Raw genomic sequence first — 17189 nt, forward strand, 5'->3', positions numbered from 1 at the left:
CCCGCGCGGGGACCTCGCCCAAGCGCTTGCGGCTGTTGGGGGCGCGAACGTGAGGGGACTCTTGCGAGGGGTCGTTCTTCGTTGCCTCGAGGACCCGAGCGTCGTCGCCGAAGAGGACGCGGCCCTGCACGCGCTGTCGAACGCCGCGTCGCTGCTGCGGCTCACCTCGAGTAGGAACGCCGCGCGGCTCTTGGTGGCGTGCGTGCATTCTGATCACCGAACGGTGAGGGCAACGTCTGCTCGCTTGATCTCGGAGCTGTTGCTGCGCGAGCCGACGGTCGCCGTGCAGCGCACTCTCGAGACCGCGATCCCCTGCCTGATGGCCGGCGCCCCTCTGACCTTCGTGAACGCGCTCCCGATTCTCGTGCTGCGGAGACGTGCGGAGGTGACGAAGCGTTGGCGCGACGAGTGGCCCTCCTTCGACGTGGAAACGCGGCGGGTCGGGGCGTCGGTCGTGTCCAAGCTGCCGCTCGTGCTCGGGCTCCCGCTCGCGCTCATGGCCTTTCGTGCCGACGTCGACCTCGGCGTTCGGCTCGTGCTCGCGAACGGGCTCTTGGAGGCCCTGCCCATCCCCGACCTCACGCGTGTGATCGAGGAAGGGCTCGAAGCGGACCAGCGCGAGCTACGTCTCTCGGCCGCCGAGCTCTTGGTCCGCACGCCCGCGCTCGCCGCGACCTTCGGCAAACGATCGGACGCGGACCCCGAGGTCCACGCCGTACTCGAGCGGAGCCGCATCGCCAGACCTGAAGCGACGGGACCCCTAGGGTCGTGAACGCGCAGGAAGACACACGGTCCGAGCCGCCCGCGCACGCACGAAGCGCCGTGCTCGACGCCGCGACGCCCACCTACAGGTGGGAAAGTCCAGCCGGCGACGGTGGGAGCGAGGTCCAGCGCCATGAGCTGGAGAGGTGGTCGACCATGCGGAACCGCGCTATCGTGGTGGCGACCTCGTAGGAGAACGCCGCCTCGAGCGCGCGAGGCGATCGTCGAGGACGGGGAGTGCGTCCGACGTGACGATTCGGCTTTCGTCTCCGCGATGTCGAGAAAGGTCCCAAAGGCAACTTCCGTGCGAAAAAGACATGCGCTACTCGTGCCGGCGACCTTCGGCACGTACCTACTCTTGGGATGCGGAGGAGCCCAATCTCCAAGAACCGACACGGAATCGCTGGGCCCAAGCAAGGTAGTCTATCTTCGACCACCGTCGGGATGCCCCGCGGGGACGTCTGCCAAGGGAGAGAGGCTATGCGCGGTCTGCGACCTCTCGGAGGGAGACGCCGATTGCAGCCGAAAGTGCGACACGGGCGACGGTGACGCCTGCGCCAATCTCGCGTTCGCCTACGGCTTTGGCGCCCTTGGCCGCACACCGGACGCGACCGCCGCACGAAAGATCGCAGAACGGGGGTGTTCCCTCGGGTCGGCCGACGCCTGCGAGGCCGTCGCCGGGTGCTACAACTCCGGTATCGGCTGCGAGAAGGACCGGCAACGTGCCTTTCGAATGTGGTGGAGGCTCTGCGCGATGGGCAAGGGGTCCGCTTGCGCTTCCATCTCGAACATGTATTTCGCCGCAGGCGACACCACGAGGGGGTTTTCCTTCGCCGAGCGAGCGTGCCATCGGGAGGACCCGGCAGGCTGCGCACGCCTCTCGGAGCGATGCGCCGAGTATCGACCGGAGGACGGCGATTGTCGACGTCGGTCGCTCGCGGAGGCATGCCGTCTCGGCGATGACGACTCGTGCGACGCCCCCGCCGCAGATAGCGGGCGACACTGACACACGTGGGCACCACGAGGGTGCTCGAAGCACCGACGACGCGGAGCGATACCACCGCATGCAAGACCTTCGATCCCTTCTGTCGCAGACGGACCCGAGCAAACGTGTTCGAGCGCTGATGACGTTGCCCACGCGTCGCCGTCGACCTTCTCCCTCGGCCTACCGGCTCGTCGCCGCATTGGCGACCAGCGACCCCGACAGGGTCGTGCGTATCATGTGCTGCCACACGATGAAGTGGGCCCCGTCGGCCATCGCGCTCCCCGCGCTCTTGGGAGTATTGAGGAACCCAAGCGAGCTCGCCAGCGTACGGCAAGAGGCGATGGAGGCGCTCGCGTATCACCCGCGCGAGCGGGTGCCCGAAGCCGTCGTGGCGGCAGGGCTACGCGATCCTTCTCCGCAGGTGCGGTTCTTTGCCGCCTACACCGCAGGAGAGCTACGATTTTCGTCGACGAGGCCCGCGCTGAGGGCTCTCCTCGAGAACGATCGGGCGTCGACACCGTTCGGTCGAGTTCGCACGGCGGCTCGACGAGCCCTCGGCCAGCTCGGATGAGCGGCTCTAACAGGCACATGCGAAACCCAAGGAGAACGAAGTGGAATTGCCCATCATCGCGACGCGGTCGAGGCGCGGTTGCTTTCTGTGCTGAAGGCAGAGCTCGAAGAGATCTTCGCGGAGCGCCGGCGTGGAGACTCGACGGGGTAGAACCGCACCGGCGGCAGAGACGGCGGCTCCAGCCACCACGGCTCCCGACACGGTAGGCACGTGCTCAACCAGGACGAACCCCAATGCCACGAGCCCCCCTCCCCGAGCCATCGTGGGTCCCCATCGTCGACGAGCGTCGCTGCATCCCGTGCACCCGGGTGGCCTGGGGCGACGACGCGAGGCGCCGCGACTACCTGCTCCGCACGATCCCGGACATTCCCCTGTCGGTCGACACGCGAGCCTTGGTCCCGTCGAGCGGCTGCACGCACGAAGGCCGCGCGAGGCTCGTCGGGTACGCCCTCCCCGTGGACGAGCCCACCTCTCGGCTCGCCGAGGGCCGCCGCCTGCACGACCTCACCCCTCTCGAGGGAGTGACGTTCGTCGGTTACGACGTGGCGGCCCCGACCACGAGCGCCGTCTGCAATATCCGCTTCGGTGGGGCACAGGAGCGCACGGGGCTTCGGAAGCGCTGGGGCCCCTTGCTGAACGACCACCACCTCTTCGACGACGCGGACGACGCACGAGCCTTCGCGCAGCTCGTCGCTCGACGGGTGCCAGAGCATGCGCCATTCTTGGTCATCGCGGTCTCGGTGGCCCCGCTGTCTTGCCCCGAGGGATAGCGGGCGACGACGCCTCTTCATCGACCTCGACGACGTCGCCCCCGCCGACCGCGTGGGCCCCGCGGAGGCCGACTCTCCCTGCCCGCTCCGACGTGGGATACGCTGACCGATCATGCGAACGATCTCGACCTGCGGCCGCATCGTGCTCGCGCTCGGCGGCCTGGCCGTTTCGTGCGGGCCGGCGCCACACACACCCGCACCCTGCCCGGTCGGGCGAACGTGGCTCGACGGCGTCTGCGTGAGCGAAGCCGTGGCCGACTACGTGGCGTGCGTGCGCGCGCAAGGCGCCCAGCTCGACGCTCGCGCCGGGAAGCAGCTCTCGGCCGAGGTCGGCTACCTCGGCGTCAAGGCAAGCGCCGCCTCCGAGGTGAGTGAGAGCTTGCAGCGCAGGTACTCGGCCTCGGACACCGCCATGATGGCCATCATCGACCGCTGCGGCAGAGCCGTGGCCCACGGCGCGCCCTCCCCTGCGTCCTCCGCACCTCTCCCGCAGACGCCCTCCCCGCAGACGCCCTCTCCTCCCGCGAGGGGCGCGGCCAGGGGCGTGCTCGACACGTGGAAGCTCGAGGCCATGTTCGAGACGTCGACCAACCCGAGCACGACGTGGTCGCTCGGCTACCGGACGGAGCTCGTCGGCGCGCTGACGATCTTCCCCGTGCGCGAGGTGTCGGAGGGCAACCCGATCTGGTGGGACCCCCGAAACCGCGAGTGGGGTGTGCCCAGCATCTGGCGCAGAGCGACCGGCGAGCCGCGGTGGGGCATCTCCATGGGACAGGTCGCCATGCACCCGGGCTGCACCCACAGCGAGAACGTGGTGGCGCGCTTCACGGCCCCCGTGAGCGGCGTGTACGAGCTCGGCGTGCGCGTCGGCCCGGGCGACTTGGGCAAGGTCGACCTCGCCGTCGTGGTCGACACGCGCGTCGTGAAGCGCGACCAAGACGTGTCCGGCGCGTTCTCGCACGAGACGGGCCCGCTCGACCTGCGCGCCGGGAGCACGCTCGATTTCGTCGTCGGGGTCGGCTCCGACCGGTGCTTCAACGACAACGTGCCCGTCGACCTCGCCGTGAAGCGGCTCGGGCCGTAACAGCCCTCGAGCATGCTCGGTCGGGCGCCCGAGCATGCGGCCATGGAGTCGACCGAAAGAACGTTGGGCGAGGGCTCGACGCGACCGTCCATGTCGACCAGGCGGCAAGCTCACGAAAGCACGCACGATTTCGAGCACGAGGGGGGGCGTCGCCCTGCGCGCGCGTGGACCTCACGTGGCTCGGCCCGCGTTCGAGCGGGTCCCCGCGCCGCGAATCCTCCGCGCATCCCCTCGTGCTCGACACCGCGCGGGCGATGGAGGGGATGATCGGAATTGTGTGCAGATCGCACTCGATCCAGAAGCGCCGATCGCTCCCGATCCAGAACAGCCCCGGCGGCTCCGTAGCGCTGGAATTTTCCAACCAGACTGGCGCGGCACGTCTCGTGCTCCGGGGGGTGCATGCGCCCACTCCTCCACATCGCCTGCGTCGGTAGCCTCGTCAGTATCACCGCGCTCGGGTGCTCCTCCGAGCCCTCGAGCGGGGAGGCCGGTTGGCTCGGGCAGGGCTTCGGCGCGGGCCCCGGAGCGCAGCTCATCGCCGCGAACGACGTACCCAACTCGACCAGGCTCGAGGTCCACAACGTCGCAGACCTGCTCTCCGCGGGCTGCAACGTCGCGACGGACGCCGCGGGCGCTGCCTGCAGGACCGCGGGGGACTCCGTGTGCCGCTCCCGAGGATTCACCAGCGGGACCGGGCCGGTGGAGGTTGGCCCCGTCTTCACGACCATCGCGTGCCAGCCGATCCGGAACGTCGCCTCGGGGATCGTCTCGGGCCCGCTCGGCAAAGAGCGCCCGATGAAGCTCGGCCTCAACAAGCTGGGTGGGTACGTGGCGGGCTCGGATCAGGTCATCCCGCCCGATGTGTTCTACAACGGCGGGACGGAGCCCCTGCTGATGCGAAACGTCGCGTTCGGCAGCAACTATCCCGGCCAGTACGGATACTCCCGCGACGCCTGCCTCTACCTGAACGAAATCAATATTTGGCAGTCCGACACGAGCCTGAACGGGGAGATCTCGTGCACGTACTCCGACGTGGCGACCGACCCGACGCTGAGCTTCCGCGACGCGGGCATCGTCGTCATGCCCGGCGACCGAATCGCCTTTCAGGCCACCCCACGGTGGGGGCTGAACGCCGCGGGTCAGCCGCGCGGCTTGGGGTACTTCTCTTGGGCGAACATCGAAGTGAGCACCGTGGGGAGCAGCTTCCCCGTGAGCCGCATTCGGTTCCCGAAGTGGGACACGGCCTACGACGTCACGGGCTCGCTCACGATCGAAGCGGGGAACACGACGGCGTCCCCCGCGCCCGCGACCGTCCCCTCGACGAAGCCGAAGCGAAACTCCAACGAGTGGTACGTCTCACCGAAGGCGACCACCATACGAGGCATATCGCTCTTCATGAGCACTGGAGAGCCCGCTGGGGTGCAGAGCGGGAAGGCGTGCTTGCGTATCGTGCAGCAGGGCGGCGCGAACATCGTCCCGCCTCGCTGCGTCGAGATCTCGGCCGACAAATTCGGGCCGGCCACGTTCGCCGCGATGGCGGGCTCGACGCCCGAAGGCTCCGCGTTCCTGCGGTTCGATCAGGCCGTCCCAGCCGGGGCGCTGATCGGTGTCGACCTCAGCTTCGCGACGCAGTCGCGCGGCGGGCTCGATCTGGCCGCCTACGTATGGCTCGAAGGCGCCGCGAACGCCGCGCCCGCACCGGCCCCGGCTCCCACGCCCGCCACGCCCGCCCCGAGCGCGGGCTGTTCGAACAACAGCCTCGCCCCTGGCCAGCAGCTCACCCCCGGGCAACGACTATGCTCTGCCGACGGGAGGTTCAGCCTCGCGGTGCAAGCGGACGGCAACCTCGTGCTCAAACGGAGCTCGGACAACTACGTCAAGTGGCACACGAACCGCGTGGGAGCTTCTCCCCGGGCGGTCGTGCAGGGCGACGGGAACTTCGTCCTCTATCATGGCGCCAGCGCCGCCTGGTACACGGGCACCCAAGGCCGGGCCGTGCGGCAGCTCATCCTCCAGACCGATGGGAACCTGGTGCTCTATGGCACGGACGGACGAGCCCTCTGGCATACCAACACTCCGGAGTAGGCTGCCTCGTCGGCGCCCCGCCCTCCTTGCGGGAGCTCGGGCCTCTCGCCTCACCGCGCGGCGAGCGAGTACGCGTAGAGAAGCGCCTTCGCGATGTCCTTCGCCTTGCGCTCGCACAGGTGCCCGGCGCCCTCGTCGTCGATGCCTTGCCCTTTGCTGGCGCAGCCCGCCGTCGATCGCGTACCCGGGCAGATGCGCCAGACGCCACCTTGCTCGCAGCGCTTTCCACCCTCCATGCTCTCGAGGTCCTGAAGGTCGAAGATGACGTCGTCCTTGAAGGTGGCGAGCATGAACTCGCGGAGCTTCATCTTCGGCGGGTTCTCCGAGAACGTGTAGACGAGCGGCGGCGTGACGTGCACGAAGCGCGCGCCGGTGGCCTTCACCTCGGCCACGAGCTTCTGGTACTCGGCCTGGACCTTCGGCAGATCGGCGTCCCTCACGTCGGCGTACCCGAACGAGAACGACACGATGCGCGCTTGGTTCTTCGTGGCCTTGAGCACGCGCCGCACGACGTCCATCTTCTTGAAGGGCTCGCCGTTCGGCACGTTGCCCACGTCCGTGAAGACGCCGCCGTTCGGCCCGTTCGCGAGCGAGCGTGTGTCGTTGCCGACGTACTCGAACTTGAACCCGTTGGCCTCGCAGCCGTCCTCCAGGTCTTGCCCGACCGACTGGTGCAAGTACAGGATCGGCGCCGCGCGGATGCGATCACGATCGACCGCGGGGAGCGCGTTCCACGCCGCCACGCCTGCCATGCCCACCACCGCGCCACCTCGCGGAGGAGGGTGCGCGCCCTCGGGACGCGTGGGGGGCAAGACGCCCGGCTTCGGCGGGAGCTGGACCTTGTCGGTCCCGGGCGGCGCGGGCTCGGTCGCACCAGGTGACGCGACGGCCCCCGTCTCCGGGAGACCTGCGGGGGGCGACTTGCGGCACGCGACCGCGACGAGGCCAAGGAGCGCGACCGCCGCCGCGCGGGCGTAAATTCGTGCCATGGGAGCGTTATGCCAAGCGAACGCGGCCTTGGCGAGCCCGACCGTCGACCGGCCCGCGATGCACGTTCCACGCCCGTTGACCAGCGTGTTTCACCCCCGTGCGGGCGGAAAAGACGGGGCTCGCCTCCGTAGAATGCTTGGGTTTCGGGCCCCACTTGCACGATGATGGCAAGACCGTGAGTCGTGCCTCGCTCGCAGATGGGACCGTCGTATGCGACGGCTTCCGAGTCGACCGGCTGGTCCGCCAAGACTCGGGCACAGAGACGTACCGCGCCACGGGGCCGGCCGGGCAAGCGTGCATGCTGCACGTTCTGTTCCTGCGCGTGCGTGACCGCTCCCTCGTGCGGTGGAAGCACGAGATCACGGCCGTGAACCGCGTGAGCCACCCCGCGGTCCCGAAGACCTTGGGCGGCGGCGCGACCGAGGCGGGGCGCGCCGTGATCGTGACGCAGCCCGTGTCGGGCGAGTCGCTCGAGGAGCTCCGGCGCGCGTGGGGCGGCAGGATGCCGGGCGAGGCCGCCATCGCGCACATGTGCGAGGTGCTCGAGGCGCTCGAGGCGGCGCACTCCCGAGGCGTCGTGCACGGCGCGCTCCGACCGCGCAGCGTGTTCGTCGATCCCGAGCGCGTCGACACCCGCATCGTCATCGGCGACTTCGGCTACTCGAGGCTCTTCGAGGAGAGCCACCAGCGCGGGCGCTCGCTCTCCGACACGGGCCTCACGAGCGTGTTCCTCGCGCCCGAGCAGCGCGGCGGCACCTACGTGGCCGACGCCCGCACCGACATCTACGCGGTGGCCGCGGTCGCCATGTACCTCCTCGGCCAAGACGGCATCGTCCTCATGGCCACCGAGACCGAGGGCGAAAAATCGCGCACGATGCGCAAGAAGCTCATCGCCGACCGCGTCGCCGAGGCGAAGCTGCCCTCGGGCGTCGCCACGGCGCTCGAGAAGGCGATCTCGCCCTCGCGCACCGAGCGCCAGGCCGCGGCGCGTGTGCTGCTCGAAGACCTGCGGCAAGCCATGGGCGGCATCCCGTCGCTCGCCCCGCGCAACGTCGACACGCACGACGACCCGCCCACGATCGCCACGATCGCCGAGCTCCAGCAGATCCTCATCGAAGAGGCGCGCCTCAGCATGGGCGCGACCGACACCGGCGTGGATCCGCTCGCCGTGCCGCGCGTCGAGACGCCCTTCCAAGCCCCCACGGCGCAACCGTCGTCGCCCGCGGCGAGCGCTCCCGCGGCCCCGGCTTCGTCGCGCCCCGAGACCACGTCCGACGCCCCGGTGGCCGTCCCGCCACCTCCCGACGACGACGACCTCGACGAGCCCGCGACCTTGATCGCCGCGCGCGCCCCGGTGGCGATCGCGTCGGTGAGCTCGCCGGTCAGCGTGCCCGTCCCCTCGCCCATCTCGGTGCCCGTGCCCGTGCCGAGCGAGCCCGCCCGTGTGTCGGTCGGCTCCGGGAGGAGCGAGCGGCCCGCCGAGCCCTCGGAGGCCGAGCGGCAGCACCTCGGCAAGCTCCTCGCCGGCAGGTACGTGCTCGATCGCCCGCTCGCGTCGGGCGGCATGGCCACCGTGTACCTCGGCGCGCTCGTCGAGTCGGGCGGGGTCGCGCGGACCGTGGCCATCAAGCGCGTGCACCCGAGCCTCGCGGTCGACGCGAAGTGCACGGCCATGATGCTCGACGAGGCCCGCATGGCGTCGCGCATCTCGCACGCGAACGTCGTGCCCATCCTCGACGTGGTCCGCGAGGGCGCCGAGATCATGCTCGTGCTCGAGTACGTGCACGGCGTGACCGCCTCGCAGCTCGCGCGCGAAGGCTCGAACCAGACCTCGATCCCCGCCAACGTCGCGTCGGCCATCGTGTGCGGCGCGCTGCGCGGCCTCGACGCGGCCCACGCCGCGACCGACGTGCAAGGCCGGCCCATGGGGCTCGTTCACCGCGATATTTCCCCGCAGAACATCATGGTCGGCCTCGACGGCGCGGCGCGTGTCATCGACTTCGGCATCGCGCGCGCGCTCGGCCGCGCCGAGGTGACCACGGGCACCGAGCTCCGCGGCAAGGTCGCGTACATGGCCCCCGAGCGCCTCCGCGGCCAAAAGACCGACCTCCGCGTCGACCTGTGGTCGGCCGGCGTCGTGCTCTGGGAGCTCGTCATGGGGACGAAGCTCTTTCAGGCCGAGGATCCGATCGAGGCCGCCGTGAAGGTGTGCACGGGCTCGATCCCACAGACCGGCAACGACCCGCTCGACGGCGTGCTCGAGCGCGCCCTCGCCCGCGACCTCGACGATCGCTACCCCACCGCCGGAGACATGGCCAACGCGCTCGAGGCCGCCGTGCCGCCCGCGAGCCCGGCCGAGGTCTCGGCGTTCATGCGAAAGGGCTGCGCGCGCCTCCTCGACGCGCAGACAGCGGCCCTCGCGTCGCTCAAGAACCGCATCGAGAAGGGCAACGTCGAGCCCGTCTACCCTCGCCTGCGCACGCCGATGGGCTTCGGGGTCACGAAGCTCTCCGACATCACCGGCAACGAAGAGAAAGCCGTGGCGGAGCCCGAGCCCCAGGCCGCGAGCCACGTGTCGAGCGCTCCTCCGCCGGCCGCCGCCGCCCCCGCACCCGCACCCGCACCGGCACCCGCACCGGCACCCGCCGAGCCCGAAGCGCCCGCCCCCACCGCGGCGCTGGACGCACCCGAACCCCAGAAGTCCCCCGAGACGGGCGCGGCCGTCGCACCCGCCGCGCCCTCCCCCCAAGACGCCGAGCCGAAGCTCGAGCTCGACTACAAACCGAGCCCCGCGGCGCCCAAAGCCGCGGCTCCCACCGAGGCCGGGTTAGTCGAGCCGTCGGCCTCGGCGCGCCTGCCCGCGGTGGCCGAGCCCAAAGCCGCGAGCTCGGTCGGCCCGGTGCTCGCCGTGCTCGCGGTGCTGCTCGGCGTGGCAGCGCTCCTCGGCTTCTTCATGATGTGGCTCGCGCGCGGCTGAGCAACGCGACGCACCTCGCCGCTCGCCCGTGCCCGTGCCCGTGCCCGTGCCCGTGCCCGTGCCCGTGCCCGAATCAGCAACGCGACGCACCTCGCCGCTCCGCTCCCTTCTCGCCCGTGCCCGTGCCCGTGCCCGTGCCCGTGCCCGAATCAGCAACGCGACGCACCTCTCCGCCCCCTTCTCCCCTCTCGCCCGTGCCCGTGCCCGTGCCCGTGCCCGAATCAGCGACGCACCGCACCGCGCCGCTCCCTTCTCCCCTCTCGCCCGCGCCCGAAACGCCCCGCCCCCTCCGAACCGGCCCCGATCGCGTCGCGGTTGGCCGCTCGAGCGCCTCACCGACCGGGCAGGTGCGTCACCGACGACGCAGCCGACCACAAAACCATTGAGTTTTCTCCGGCACGCCGATCGCAACGAGAGAGGGCGGAGGCACCCTCGATGAAAACTTCGATTCCTTTCGCGCTCTCGTTCGTCGCCCTTCTCGCCGCCGCGTGCAGCGTCACCACCACCGAGTCGCCCGACGGAGGCTCGAGCACGACCTCACCCGACGGAGGCAGCGGAACGTCGCCCGACGGAGCCGCGCAGCCCGAGGTGCCGGCGGCGTCGACCAAGGAGGCGCCCGTCGAGATCGGCGCGGCGTGCCCCGCGTTCTCGGCGTGCGGGGGCTCCATCGGCGGGACGTACGACTATTCGAGCGGCTGCGTCGGTGACGTGCTCGCCGACGTGAAAAAAGCCTGCGCCACCGTCGACGGCTCGGGGCTCAAGGTGGTCGCGACGGGCTCGCCCCACTTCACGGGTGGCAAGGCGCTCACCCGCGACGCGACCTCGACGCTGAGCGGCACGATCAAGGTGCCCGCGACGTGCGCGCAGGGCCAGTGCAGCATCGTCGAGAAGACGCTGCGCGACGCGGGCTTCGCCACGGCCACGTGCACGGGCGCGGCGGGCTGCGACTGCACCGTCGCCAAGACCGAGTCGACCAAGAACGCGACCACCTACGCCGTGAGCGGCACCACGGTCACCACGGCCGACGGCGAGACGTACGCGTTCTGCGCCAAGGGCAACGCCCTCTCGTACACGGGCAAGAGCGCGGGCTCCGAGGACGGCGCCTGGGAGCTCACGAAGCGCTGAGCTTGCCTCGAACGTCCCTCTCCGTGCCGTCCCAGCATGGTCCGATCGGATCCTCTTGATCGGATGGGGGCTCGATGCAAAAAAGGGCGTGGGCGTCCCTCATCCCCCCCCAAGGGGCGCCCCCGGAAGGCCTGCGCTGAGCCCATTCGTGGGTGTGCCGGGCCTTCCACCTTTTGTGGCGTCACGAGGGAGCCGAGGAGCGGGCCAGCGCAAGGCAAAAGCTCGCGCTCCCGAGCTCACCGAGGAGAGAGCCGCACGCCCTCCGTGAGCTCGAGTGAGACACGCTCGAACGTCTCGGCGTCCGCCTCGCGCTCGGCGGCGCTCCGCTTGCGCACCGACACGAGCGGCATGGCCATGCGCGGGCCCGGCAGGCGCGCCTCGTGCCGCGCGAGGAACGCCCAATAGAGCCGCGTGACGGGGCACGTCGTCTTCGGGTCGAACGCGCAGCTCTGGCAATAATCGCTCATCTTCGCGAGGTACGCCGCGCCCGACACGTACGGCTTCGTCGTCATGAGGGGGCCCGCCGCGTACGTGCCCATGCCGAGCACGTTCGGCTCGACCACCCAGTCGAACGCGTCGACGTAGGCGACCCAGAACCAATCGGTGAGCTCACGCGGCGAGACGTCGAGCAGCGTCGCGATGTTCGAGAGCACCATGAGCCGCGTGATGTGGTGACCGTACGCCTCGTCCCACACGTCGCGCACCACCGTGTCGAGGCAGTGGAGCCCGCTCGGAGCGCCACCCCAGAAGACAGGGGGCAGCGGCCTGTCCGCGCCGAGCCAGGACGGCGACGCGGGCTCGAGAGGGCTCGGCTCGGGCAACCCGGGGATCTTGCGGAGCCCGTCGGTCGCGACGTGCACATGACGGACGTACTCGCGCCACCCGAGGATTTGCCGCACGAACCCCTCGCGTGTGGCGATGGGCAACCGCGACGTGGCCACGTCGCCCACGACGCGAGAAGGGAGCAGCCGGTGCAGGTTCAAGAGCGCCGAGATGCGCGTGTGGAAGAGCCCCGACGAGCGCGTGCTCATCGCGTCCTCGTAGGGGCCGAAGTGCGGAAGCGCGTGCTCCATGGCGAACGCCCAGGCCGCCTCGGCGTCGGCGCGGGTGGACGGGAGGTGGTCGGGATCGACGGTGCCCGGGTGCGACGCGAACCGCTCGGTGACGAGCGCGCACACCTCGTCTTTGATGGCGTCGCGAGGGAACGTGGGCGGGCGCGGGGCCGAGGGCGTCCCTTTCCAGGGCTTGCGGTTCTCTTTGTCGAACGAGAGCGAGCCCCCCTCGGGTTTGCCACGCGCGTCCATGAGGAGGCCCGTCTTCGTCCGCATGTGCTTGTAGAACACATCCATCCGGTACGGGGCCTTCGGGCACGCGCGCGCGAAGTCCTCGCGGGTGGAGAGCCACCCCTCGTGAGGCACGACGGTGAGCTTCTTTTGGGCCACGAGCGGCGCGAGCTCGACACGCAGCTCACGCTCGGCGGGCTCCATCATGGTGAGCGCACCGGTCCGAGGGAGCACACGCTCGAGGGCCTCGGCGTACCCCTCGTTCGACACGACATGGACCACGTGCACCCCGCGCGCCGCCTGCTCGAGGGCGAAGCTCCGCAGGTTCGCGAGCACCGTGGCGAGCTTCTGCTTGTGGTACGGGCGCCGCGCGGCCTTCGCGGGCGACTCGACGAGCACGATGCCCAGGTCGCTCGGGCTCTCGCGGGAGAGCGGGCCGATGTCGGACGAGAGCTGATCGTACGGCACGAAGACGTACTTCCGGCCCGAGGTCTTCCCCTTCGTGAGCGCGGCGAGCGCCTCCGTGAACATGCCCCTCCGATGCCGCGAGCGCACCCGAGGAGGCACCGGCACCCACCCCGCAAGTGTCCGCTACGCTTCGGGTTTCGGCTGACACACCGGGCAGACGTACGCCGGGCGGCCGCCCACCGTGGGCTTCTCGATCGAGCTCTCGCACCGGGTGCACACGCGGCGCTTGTACACGTAGAGCGTCTCGCGGCGCGTCGCTCGGACGCCCTTCGGCGGGGTGCGCGTCACGATGCGGTTCTTCGCCACACCGACGGCGAGCAGCTCCACGGCGAGCTGCCAGAGCCGACGGAGCGCCTCGAGCGAGACGTCGCGGCCCGGGGTCTCCGGGTGGACCCCGACGAGGAAGAGCAGCTCGGCCCGGTACACGTTGCCGATGCCCGACACGAGCGACTGATCGAGGAGCAGCGCGCCGATCGCCCGCGACGAGCGGCGCATGGCGCGGAACGCGGGCTCCGGATCGTCTCCCTCGACGAGCGGATCGGCCCCGATGCGCGCGAGCAGGGCCTCTTCGGCCTCGCGGTCGACCAGCGCACACGCCGTCGGCCCTCGGAGATCCCACGTGAGCTCCCCCGTGGAGAGCCTTAGGCGCACCGTGCTCGCGGGCCCCTCGGGAGGCGGTCCTTTGTGGCGCCGGAAGCGACCGAAGAGCCCGAGGTGCACGTGCACGACCGCGCCCGAGAAGCGCAAAAAGAGGTGCTTCCCGCGCGCCGAGACATGGACGAGCTCGGTGCCCGACAGCCCCTCGGCCTCGGCGAAGCGGCCCTGCGGGGACGACACGGCGAGCGTGTGCCCCACGAGATCGCGGCCGAGGTCCCGCGCGAGGCGATGGAGCGTGTGACCTTCGGGCACGGCCCTCCGATGCCTCTCACGTCGGGACGTCGCGCCCAAGGCGCCGCCGCTGGGACGCCGAAGTGGCATGTCTCGCCTGGATTTTGGCCCATCCGATCGTTCGAGGGTACGCGTTCGGTATGCTGCGCAAGGTCGTCCCGTGTCTCGTGCTCGGCGCTCTCGTCTCCGTCGCCGCGGAGGGCCACGCCGCGAAGAAGCCGACGGTGCACGCCCGCGTCATGCACGGCCCCCAAGCCCCGCACGCCGGAGCCCACGCGCCGAGCGAGCCCACCAAGGCGGCCGAGCCTCACACCCCGAAGGCATCGCAAGGGAGCCTCACCGGCAAGACGACCCTCGAGCCCGATTTCCAGGCCAAGGTGCTCAAGATCCTCGACGAGTCGCGCGCCCCCGGCGGGGCCATCGTCGTGTCCGACGTGCGCACCGGTCGTGTCTTGGCTTGGGCCACGCGCGGCCCCGGAGACTGGGTCAAAGAAGCGGCGACGCCGAGCGCGAGCGTCTTCAAGATCGCCACGACCGCGGCCCTCCTCGAGCGGCGCAAGGTCTCGCTCACGACGAAGCAGTGTTACTCCGACACCGAGCACGGCATCACCCCGGGAGATCTCGAGGACGGCCCGCGCGACATCGGGTGTGCCCACTTCGGCGAGGCGCTCGGCCTCAGCATCAACGGCGTGTTCGCGCGGCTCGCGCTGAAGCACCTCACGCCGGGCGAGCTCCGGAGCACCGCCCAGAACATCGGGTTCGGCGGCAAGGTGCCGGCCGACATCGACGCGCCCTTCGGAGACTTCTCGATCCCCGACGATCGCCTCGGTTTCGCGCGCTCCTCGGCGGGCTTCTGGAACGCGAAGCTCTCGCCGCTCGGGGCCCTCTTCGCGATGCAGACCATCGCGAACGACGGCGAGAAGGTGAAGCTCGTCACCCACGCCGGCGACGCCACCCCGCAGCGCATCTCGCTCGGCCGCGCGATGACCACCGAGACCGCCCGCGCGATGCGGCAGATGCTCGAGGTCACCACGAAGCGCGGCACGGCCGCGAAGGCCTTCCACGAGGACGGAAAGCCCGCCCTCGGCAACGTGCGCGTCGCAGGGAAAACAGGCACCCTCGTCGGAGGTCACCCCGTGCGTATGGTCTCGTGGTTCGCCGGGTTCGCGCCCGTCGACTCGCCCAAGATCGCGGTCGCCGTGCTGCTCTCGAACGACGTCTCGTGGTGGTCGAAGGGCAACCAAGTCGCCCGCCGCGTCTTCGAGGCCTACTTCGAAAAGCCCTGAGCAGAAGAAGAGAGAGCGCAGACAGGGGTGCCCCACCCCGCCGGCGCTCCGCGCCGTCGACCCTCCCCAAATCGCGAGCTCCGCTCGCTCAGGGGAGGGTGCACGTCACCCGCTCGGGCTCAGCGCGAGGCAGGCGTGCGGCCACGAGTGGCCGGCGTGGCGCGACCACCACGGCGAGGCGGCGCGGCCTCTCGCGAGCGGGCCGCGGGGTGCTCGGGTTGGTCTTCGATGGTGGCCCCGAAGAGACCGACCACTTTGCCGGAGCCCGAGAGCATCTCGGTGGGGAGACCGAACCACTCCTCGAAGCGCTCGGCCACCGACTGCGTGGCCCGGCCGCCCGCGAGGCGCGCCACGAGCTCGTCGCGCTGGCCTTGGCGCGAGGCGCCGATGGCCGCGGTCATGCGGAGCCAACGCATGAGCGCCGCGTACGAGAGGCCGATCTTGGCCATGTCGACCGCGAGGCGCTCGAGCGAGGTGCCGATGGAGCGGGCGAGCGTGCGGGGGCTCCAGTCGTCTCCGCTGCGGATGTTGACCTCGGCGGCCTCGATCATGAGGGCCGCGAGCTCGCTCGGCGAGCCGAGGCGGGCGGTGTTGTCGAGGGCGGTCGTCCAGCCGATGAGCGCCTTCTCGATGCTCTCGGGCGACTCGCGCGGGAAGGGTACGTCGCGCACGCGGGTCACGAGCTCCTGAGAGAGCCCCTCGCGCCCGAGGTTGCGAATCACCCGCGCGAAGTGGGTGCGCCAGTCGGCGTAGATGACGGCGACGGTGCTCCCGCGCGAGTCGACCATGTGGCGCGTGTGCGCCGGGAACGACGTGCAGCGCGTGACCGCCTGCGTGACGTGCATCTTGTAGGTGAAGGGGCCATCCTTCGCGATGACGAGCCTCGCCGTGTCGTACACGGCCTCGGGCATCAAGAAGCCCGGGCCCACGTACGCGCCGATGCCCGGCCCGAGGGCGAGCGTGCCGAGCGGCGTCGCCTCTGCGGGCGGCTCCACGCTGCGGCCCTCGGCCTTTTTGGTTGCTCCGCCCCTGACCCGTGAAACTGTTCGGCCCGCCATCGTTCTTCCCTTCTACATCGTAAGTCAGGCTGTCACCAAGGAACGTTCGACTGGCGATGGAGCAGCCGAGCGCCGGTTCGCTTCACCTCGGCCGGCCGCGGCTCGTCGGCGAGGGCCGCTCCGGTCACGGACGAGCGCCGGAGCTCCGCGCACGCCAACGTTGACGTGAATCGGGGACAGGCAATTCACTCGAGGTTACGGGCACTTGACGAGACCGTAACTTCGCCTCGGGCGGCCGGGCCCAGGCGCCGGCGAATGACGCAGCACACCGACACCCCGCCGCTCGGGCGGGCCGAGGCACACGGAGCGCCTCGAAAAAAAAGCGCGGCTAGTCCCTCGCGAAGCGAACCCAGGTCTCCGGGAGGGGCCCTCCGAGGAGCCGCTCGGCGCCCGCGCGGTCGAGCAGCGCGAACGTGAGCGTGCCTCGGAAGGTCTCGGTGCCCTCCTGCGAGAGGACCACCTTGAGCTTCAAGATGCGGGGCGTGTCGCTCTCGATCGTGCCGCGGCCGTGCACCGGCACGCCGATGCGCACGGGCTTCATGAGGCGCGCCTCGATGGCGGCGGTGAACCCGAAGCGCTCTTTGAGGCCGAGCACGACCCACGCGCCGAGCTCGTCGGCGAGCGTCATCACGAGGCCCCCGTGCATGAGGCCGGGCGGGCCTTGGTAGCGTTCGCCCGGCGTGAAGTCGACGCACACCGCGTCTCCCTCGCGGTACGGCTCGAGGTGAAAGCCGATGGGGTGGTGAGGGCCACAGCCGAAACACGGCTGGTCCGGCCCGAAGGTCGCGAGGGGATCGAGCGGCACGCGTTCCGTCATGCGCGCTGCGATACCAAGGCCGGGCGGCGAAGAGAAGCGT

General features: G+C 70.5%; 13 protein-coding genes. 8 read left to right on the plus strand and 5 right to left on the minus strand.

Annotated elements, in window-relative coordinates; genetic code table 11:
• Nucleotides 1–244 precede the first annotated feature (244 nt).
• From IPK71_00380 to IPK71_00400, 5 genes are all read left to right on the plus strand, one after another.
• Complete coding sequence (locus IPK71_00380) at nt 245–772, plus strand: hypothetical protein (GenBank protein ID MBK8212176.1); 528 nt, start codon at nt 245–247, stop codon at nt 770–772.
• A gap of 1054 nt (nt 773–1826) precedes the next feature.
• Nucleotides 1827–2318: a HEAT repeat domain-containing protein gene (locus tag IPK71_00385; protein MBK8212177.1), complete on the plus strand. Its 492-nt coding sequence runs from the start codon at nt 1827–1829 to the stop codon at nt 2316–2318.
• 233 nt (nt 2319–2551) lie between these two features.
• On the plus strand, nt 2552–3088 hold the full coding sequence (locus IPK71_00390; GenBank protein ID MBK8212178.1) for a hypothetical protein: 537 nt from the start codon (nt 2552–2554) through the stop codon (nt 3086–3088).
• Nucleotides 3089–3200: 112 nt separating this feature from the next.
• Nucleotides 3201–4172 carry a hypothetical protein gene (locus IPK71_00395; GenBank protein MBK8212179.1) on the plus strand — a complete coding sequence of 324 codons (972 nt, stop codon included), beginning with the start codon at nt 3201–3203 and terminating at the stop codon, nt 4170–4172.
• 399 nt (nt 4173–4571) lie between these two features.
• On the plus strand, nt 4572–6257 hold the full coding sequence (locus IPK71_00400; protein MBK8212180.1) for a hypothetical protein: 1686 nt from the start codon (nt 4572–4574) through the stop codon (nt 6255–6257).
• 50 nt (nt 6258–6307) lie between these two features.
• Here IPK71_00400 and IPK71_00405 read toward each other — a convergent pair whose 3' ends face one another.
• A complete protein-coding gene (locus IPK71_00405) occupies nt 6308–7246 on the minus strand; it encodes a hypothetical protein (GenBank protein ID MBK8212181.1) in 939 nt (312 codons plus the stop codon).
• Between the two features lie 176 nt (nt 7247–7422).
• Here IPK71_00405 and IPK71_00410 point away from each other — a divergent pair, with 176 nt between their 5' ends.
• Entirely contained in the window at nt 7423–10224 is a 2802-nt protein-coding gene (locus tag IPK71_00410) for a protein kinase (protein ID MBK8212182.1), read from the plus strand.
• 435 nt (nt 10225–10659) lie between these two features.
• Nucleotides 10660–11349, plus strand: coding sequence for a hypothetical protein (locus tag IPK71_00415; GenBank protein ID MBK8212183.1), 690 nt, complete (start codon nt 10660–10662; stop codon nt 11347–11349).
• 236 nt (nt 11350–11585) lie between these two features.
• Here IPK71_00415 and IPK71_00420 read toward each other — a convergent pair whose 3' ends face one another.
• Nucleotides 11586–13163, minus strand: coding sequence for a cryptochrome/photolyase family protein (locus IPK71_00420; protein ID MBK8212184.1), 1578 nt, complete (start codon nt 13161–13163; stop codon nt 11586–11588).
• 60 nt (nt 13164–13223) lie between these two features.
• Complete coding sequence (locus IPK71_00425) at nt 13224–14009, minus strand: Fpg/Nei family DNA glycosylase (protein ID MBK8212185.1); 786 nt, start codon at nt 14007–14009, stop codon at nt 13224–13226.
• Nucleotides 14010–14128: 119 nt separating this feature from the next.
• On the opposite strand from IPK71_00425, the gene IPK71_00430 reads away from it, so the two are divergent.
• Nucleotides 14129–15274 carry a penicillin-binding protein gene (locus tag IPK71_00430; GenBank protein MBK8212186.1) on the plus strand — a complete coding sequence of 382 codons (1146 nt, stop codon included), beginning with the start codon at nt 14129–14131 and terminating at the stop codon, nt 15272–15274.
• Nucleotides 15275–15393: 119 nt separating this feature from the next.
• Here IPK71_00430 and IPK71_00435 read toward each other — a convergent pair whose 3' ends face one another.
• A complete protein-coding gene (locus tag IPK71_00435) occupies nt 15394–16269 on the minus strand; it encodes a hypothetical protein (GenBank protein ID MBK8212187.1) in 876 nt (291 codons plus the stop codon).
• 391 nt (nt 16270–16660) lie between these two features.
• The gene (locus IPK71_00440; GenBank protein ID MBK8212188.1) at nt 16661–17149 is read right to left on the minus strand and encodes a PaaI family thioesterase; all 489 of its coding nucleotides are present in this window, start codon (nt 17147–17149) and stop codon (nt 16661–16663) included.
• Nucleotides 17150–17189: the final 40 nt, after the last annotated feature.

This window comes from Myxococcales bacterium (assembly GCA_016712525.1).
Lineage (GTDB): Bacteria > Myxococcota_A > Polyangia > Polyangiales > Polyangiaceae > JAAFHV01.

What these genes read in the sequence shown, in the direction of transcription:
- IPK71_00385 (MBK8212177.1), top strand. Translation starts at nt 1,827, where the DNA reads ATGCAAGACCTTCGATCCCTTCTGTCGCAGACGGACCCGAGCAAACGT.
- IPK71_00390 (MBK8212178.1), top strand. Translation starts at nt 2,552, where the DNA reads ATGCCACGAGCCCCCCTCCCCGAGCCATCGTGGGTCCCCATCGTCGAC.
- IPK71_00395 (MBK8212179.1), top strand. Translation starts at nt 3,201, where the DNA reads ATGCGAACGATCTCGACCTGCGGCCGCATCGTGCTCGCGCTCGGCGGC.
- IPK71_00400 (MBK8212180.1), top strand. Translation starts at nt 4,572, where the DNA reads ATGCGCCCACTCCTCCACATCGCCTGCGTCGGTAGCCTCGTCAGTATC.
- IPK71_00405 (MBK8212181.1), bottom strand. Translation starts at nt 7,246, where the DNA reads ATGGCACGAATTTACGCCCGCGCGGCGGCGGTCGCGCTCCTTGGCCTC.
- IPK71_00415 (MBK8212183.1), top strand. Translation starts at nt 10,660, where the DNA reads ATGAAAACTTCGATTCCTTTCGCGCTCTCGTTCGTCGCCCTTCTCGCC.
- IPK71_00420 (MBK8212184.1), bottom strand. Translation starts at nt 13,163, where the DNA reads ATGTTCACGGAGGCGCTCGCCGCGCTCACGAAGGGGAAGACCTCGGGC.
- IPK71_00430 (MBK8212186.1), top strand. Translation starts at nt 14,129, where the DNA reads ATGCTGCGCAAGGTCGTCCCGTGTCTCGTGCTCGGCGCTCTCGTCTCC.
- IPK71_00440 (MBK8212188.1), bottom strand. Translation starts at nt 17,149, where the DNA reads ATGACGGAACGCGTGCCGCTCGATCCCCTCGCGACCTTCGGGCCGGAC.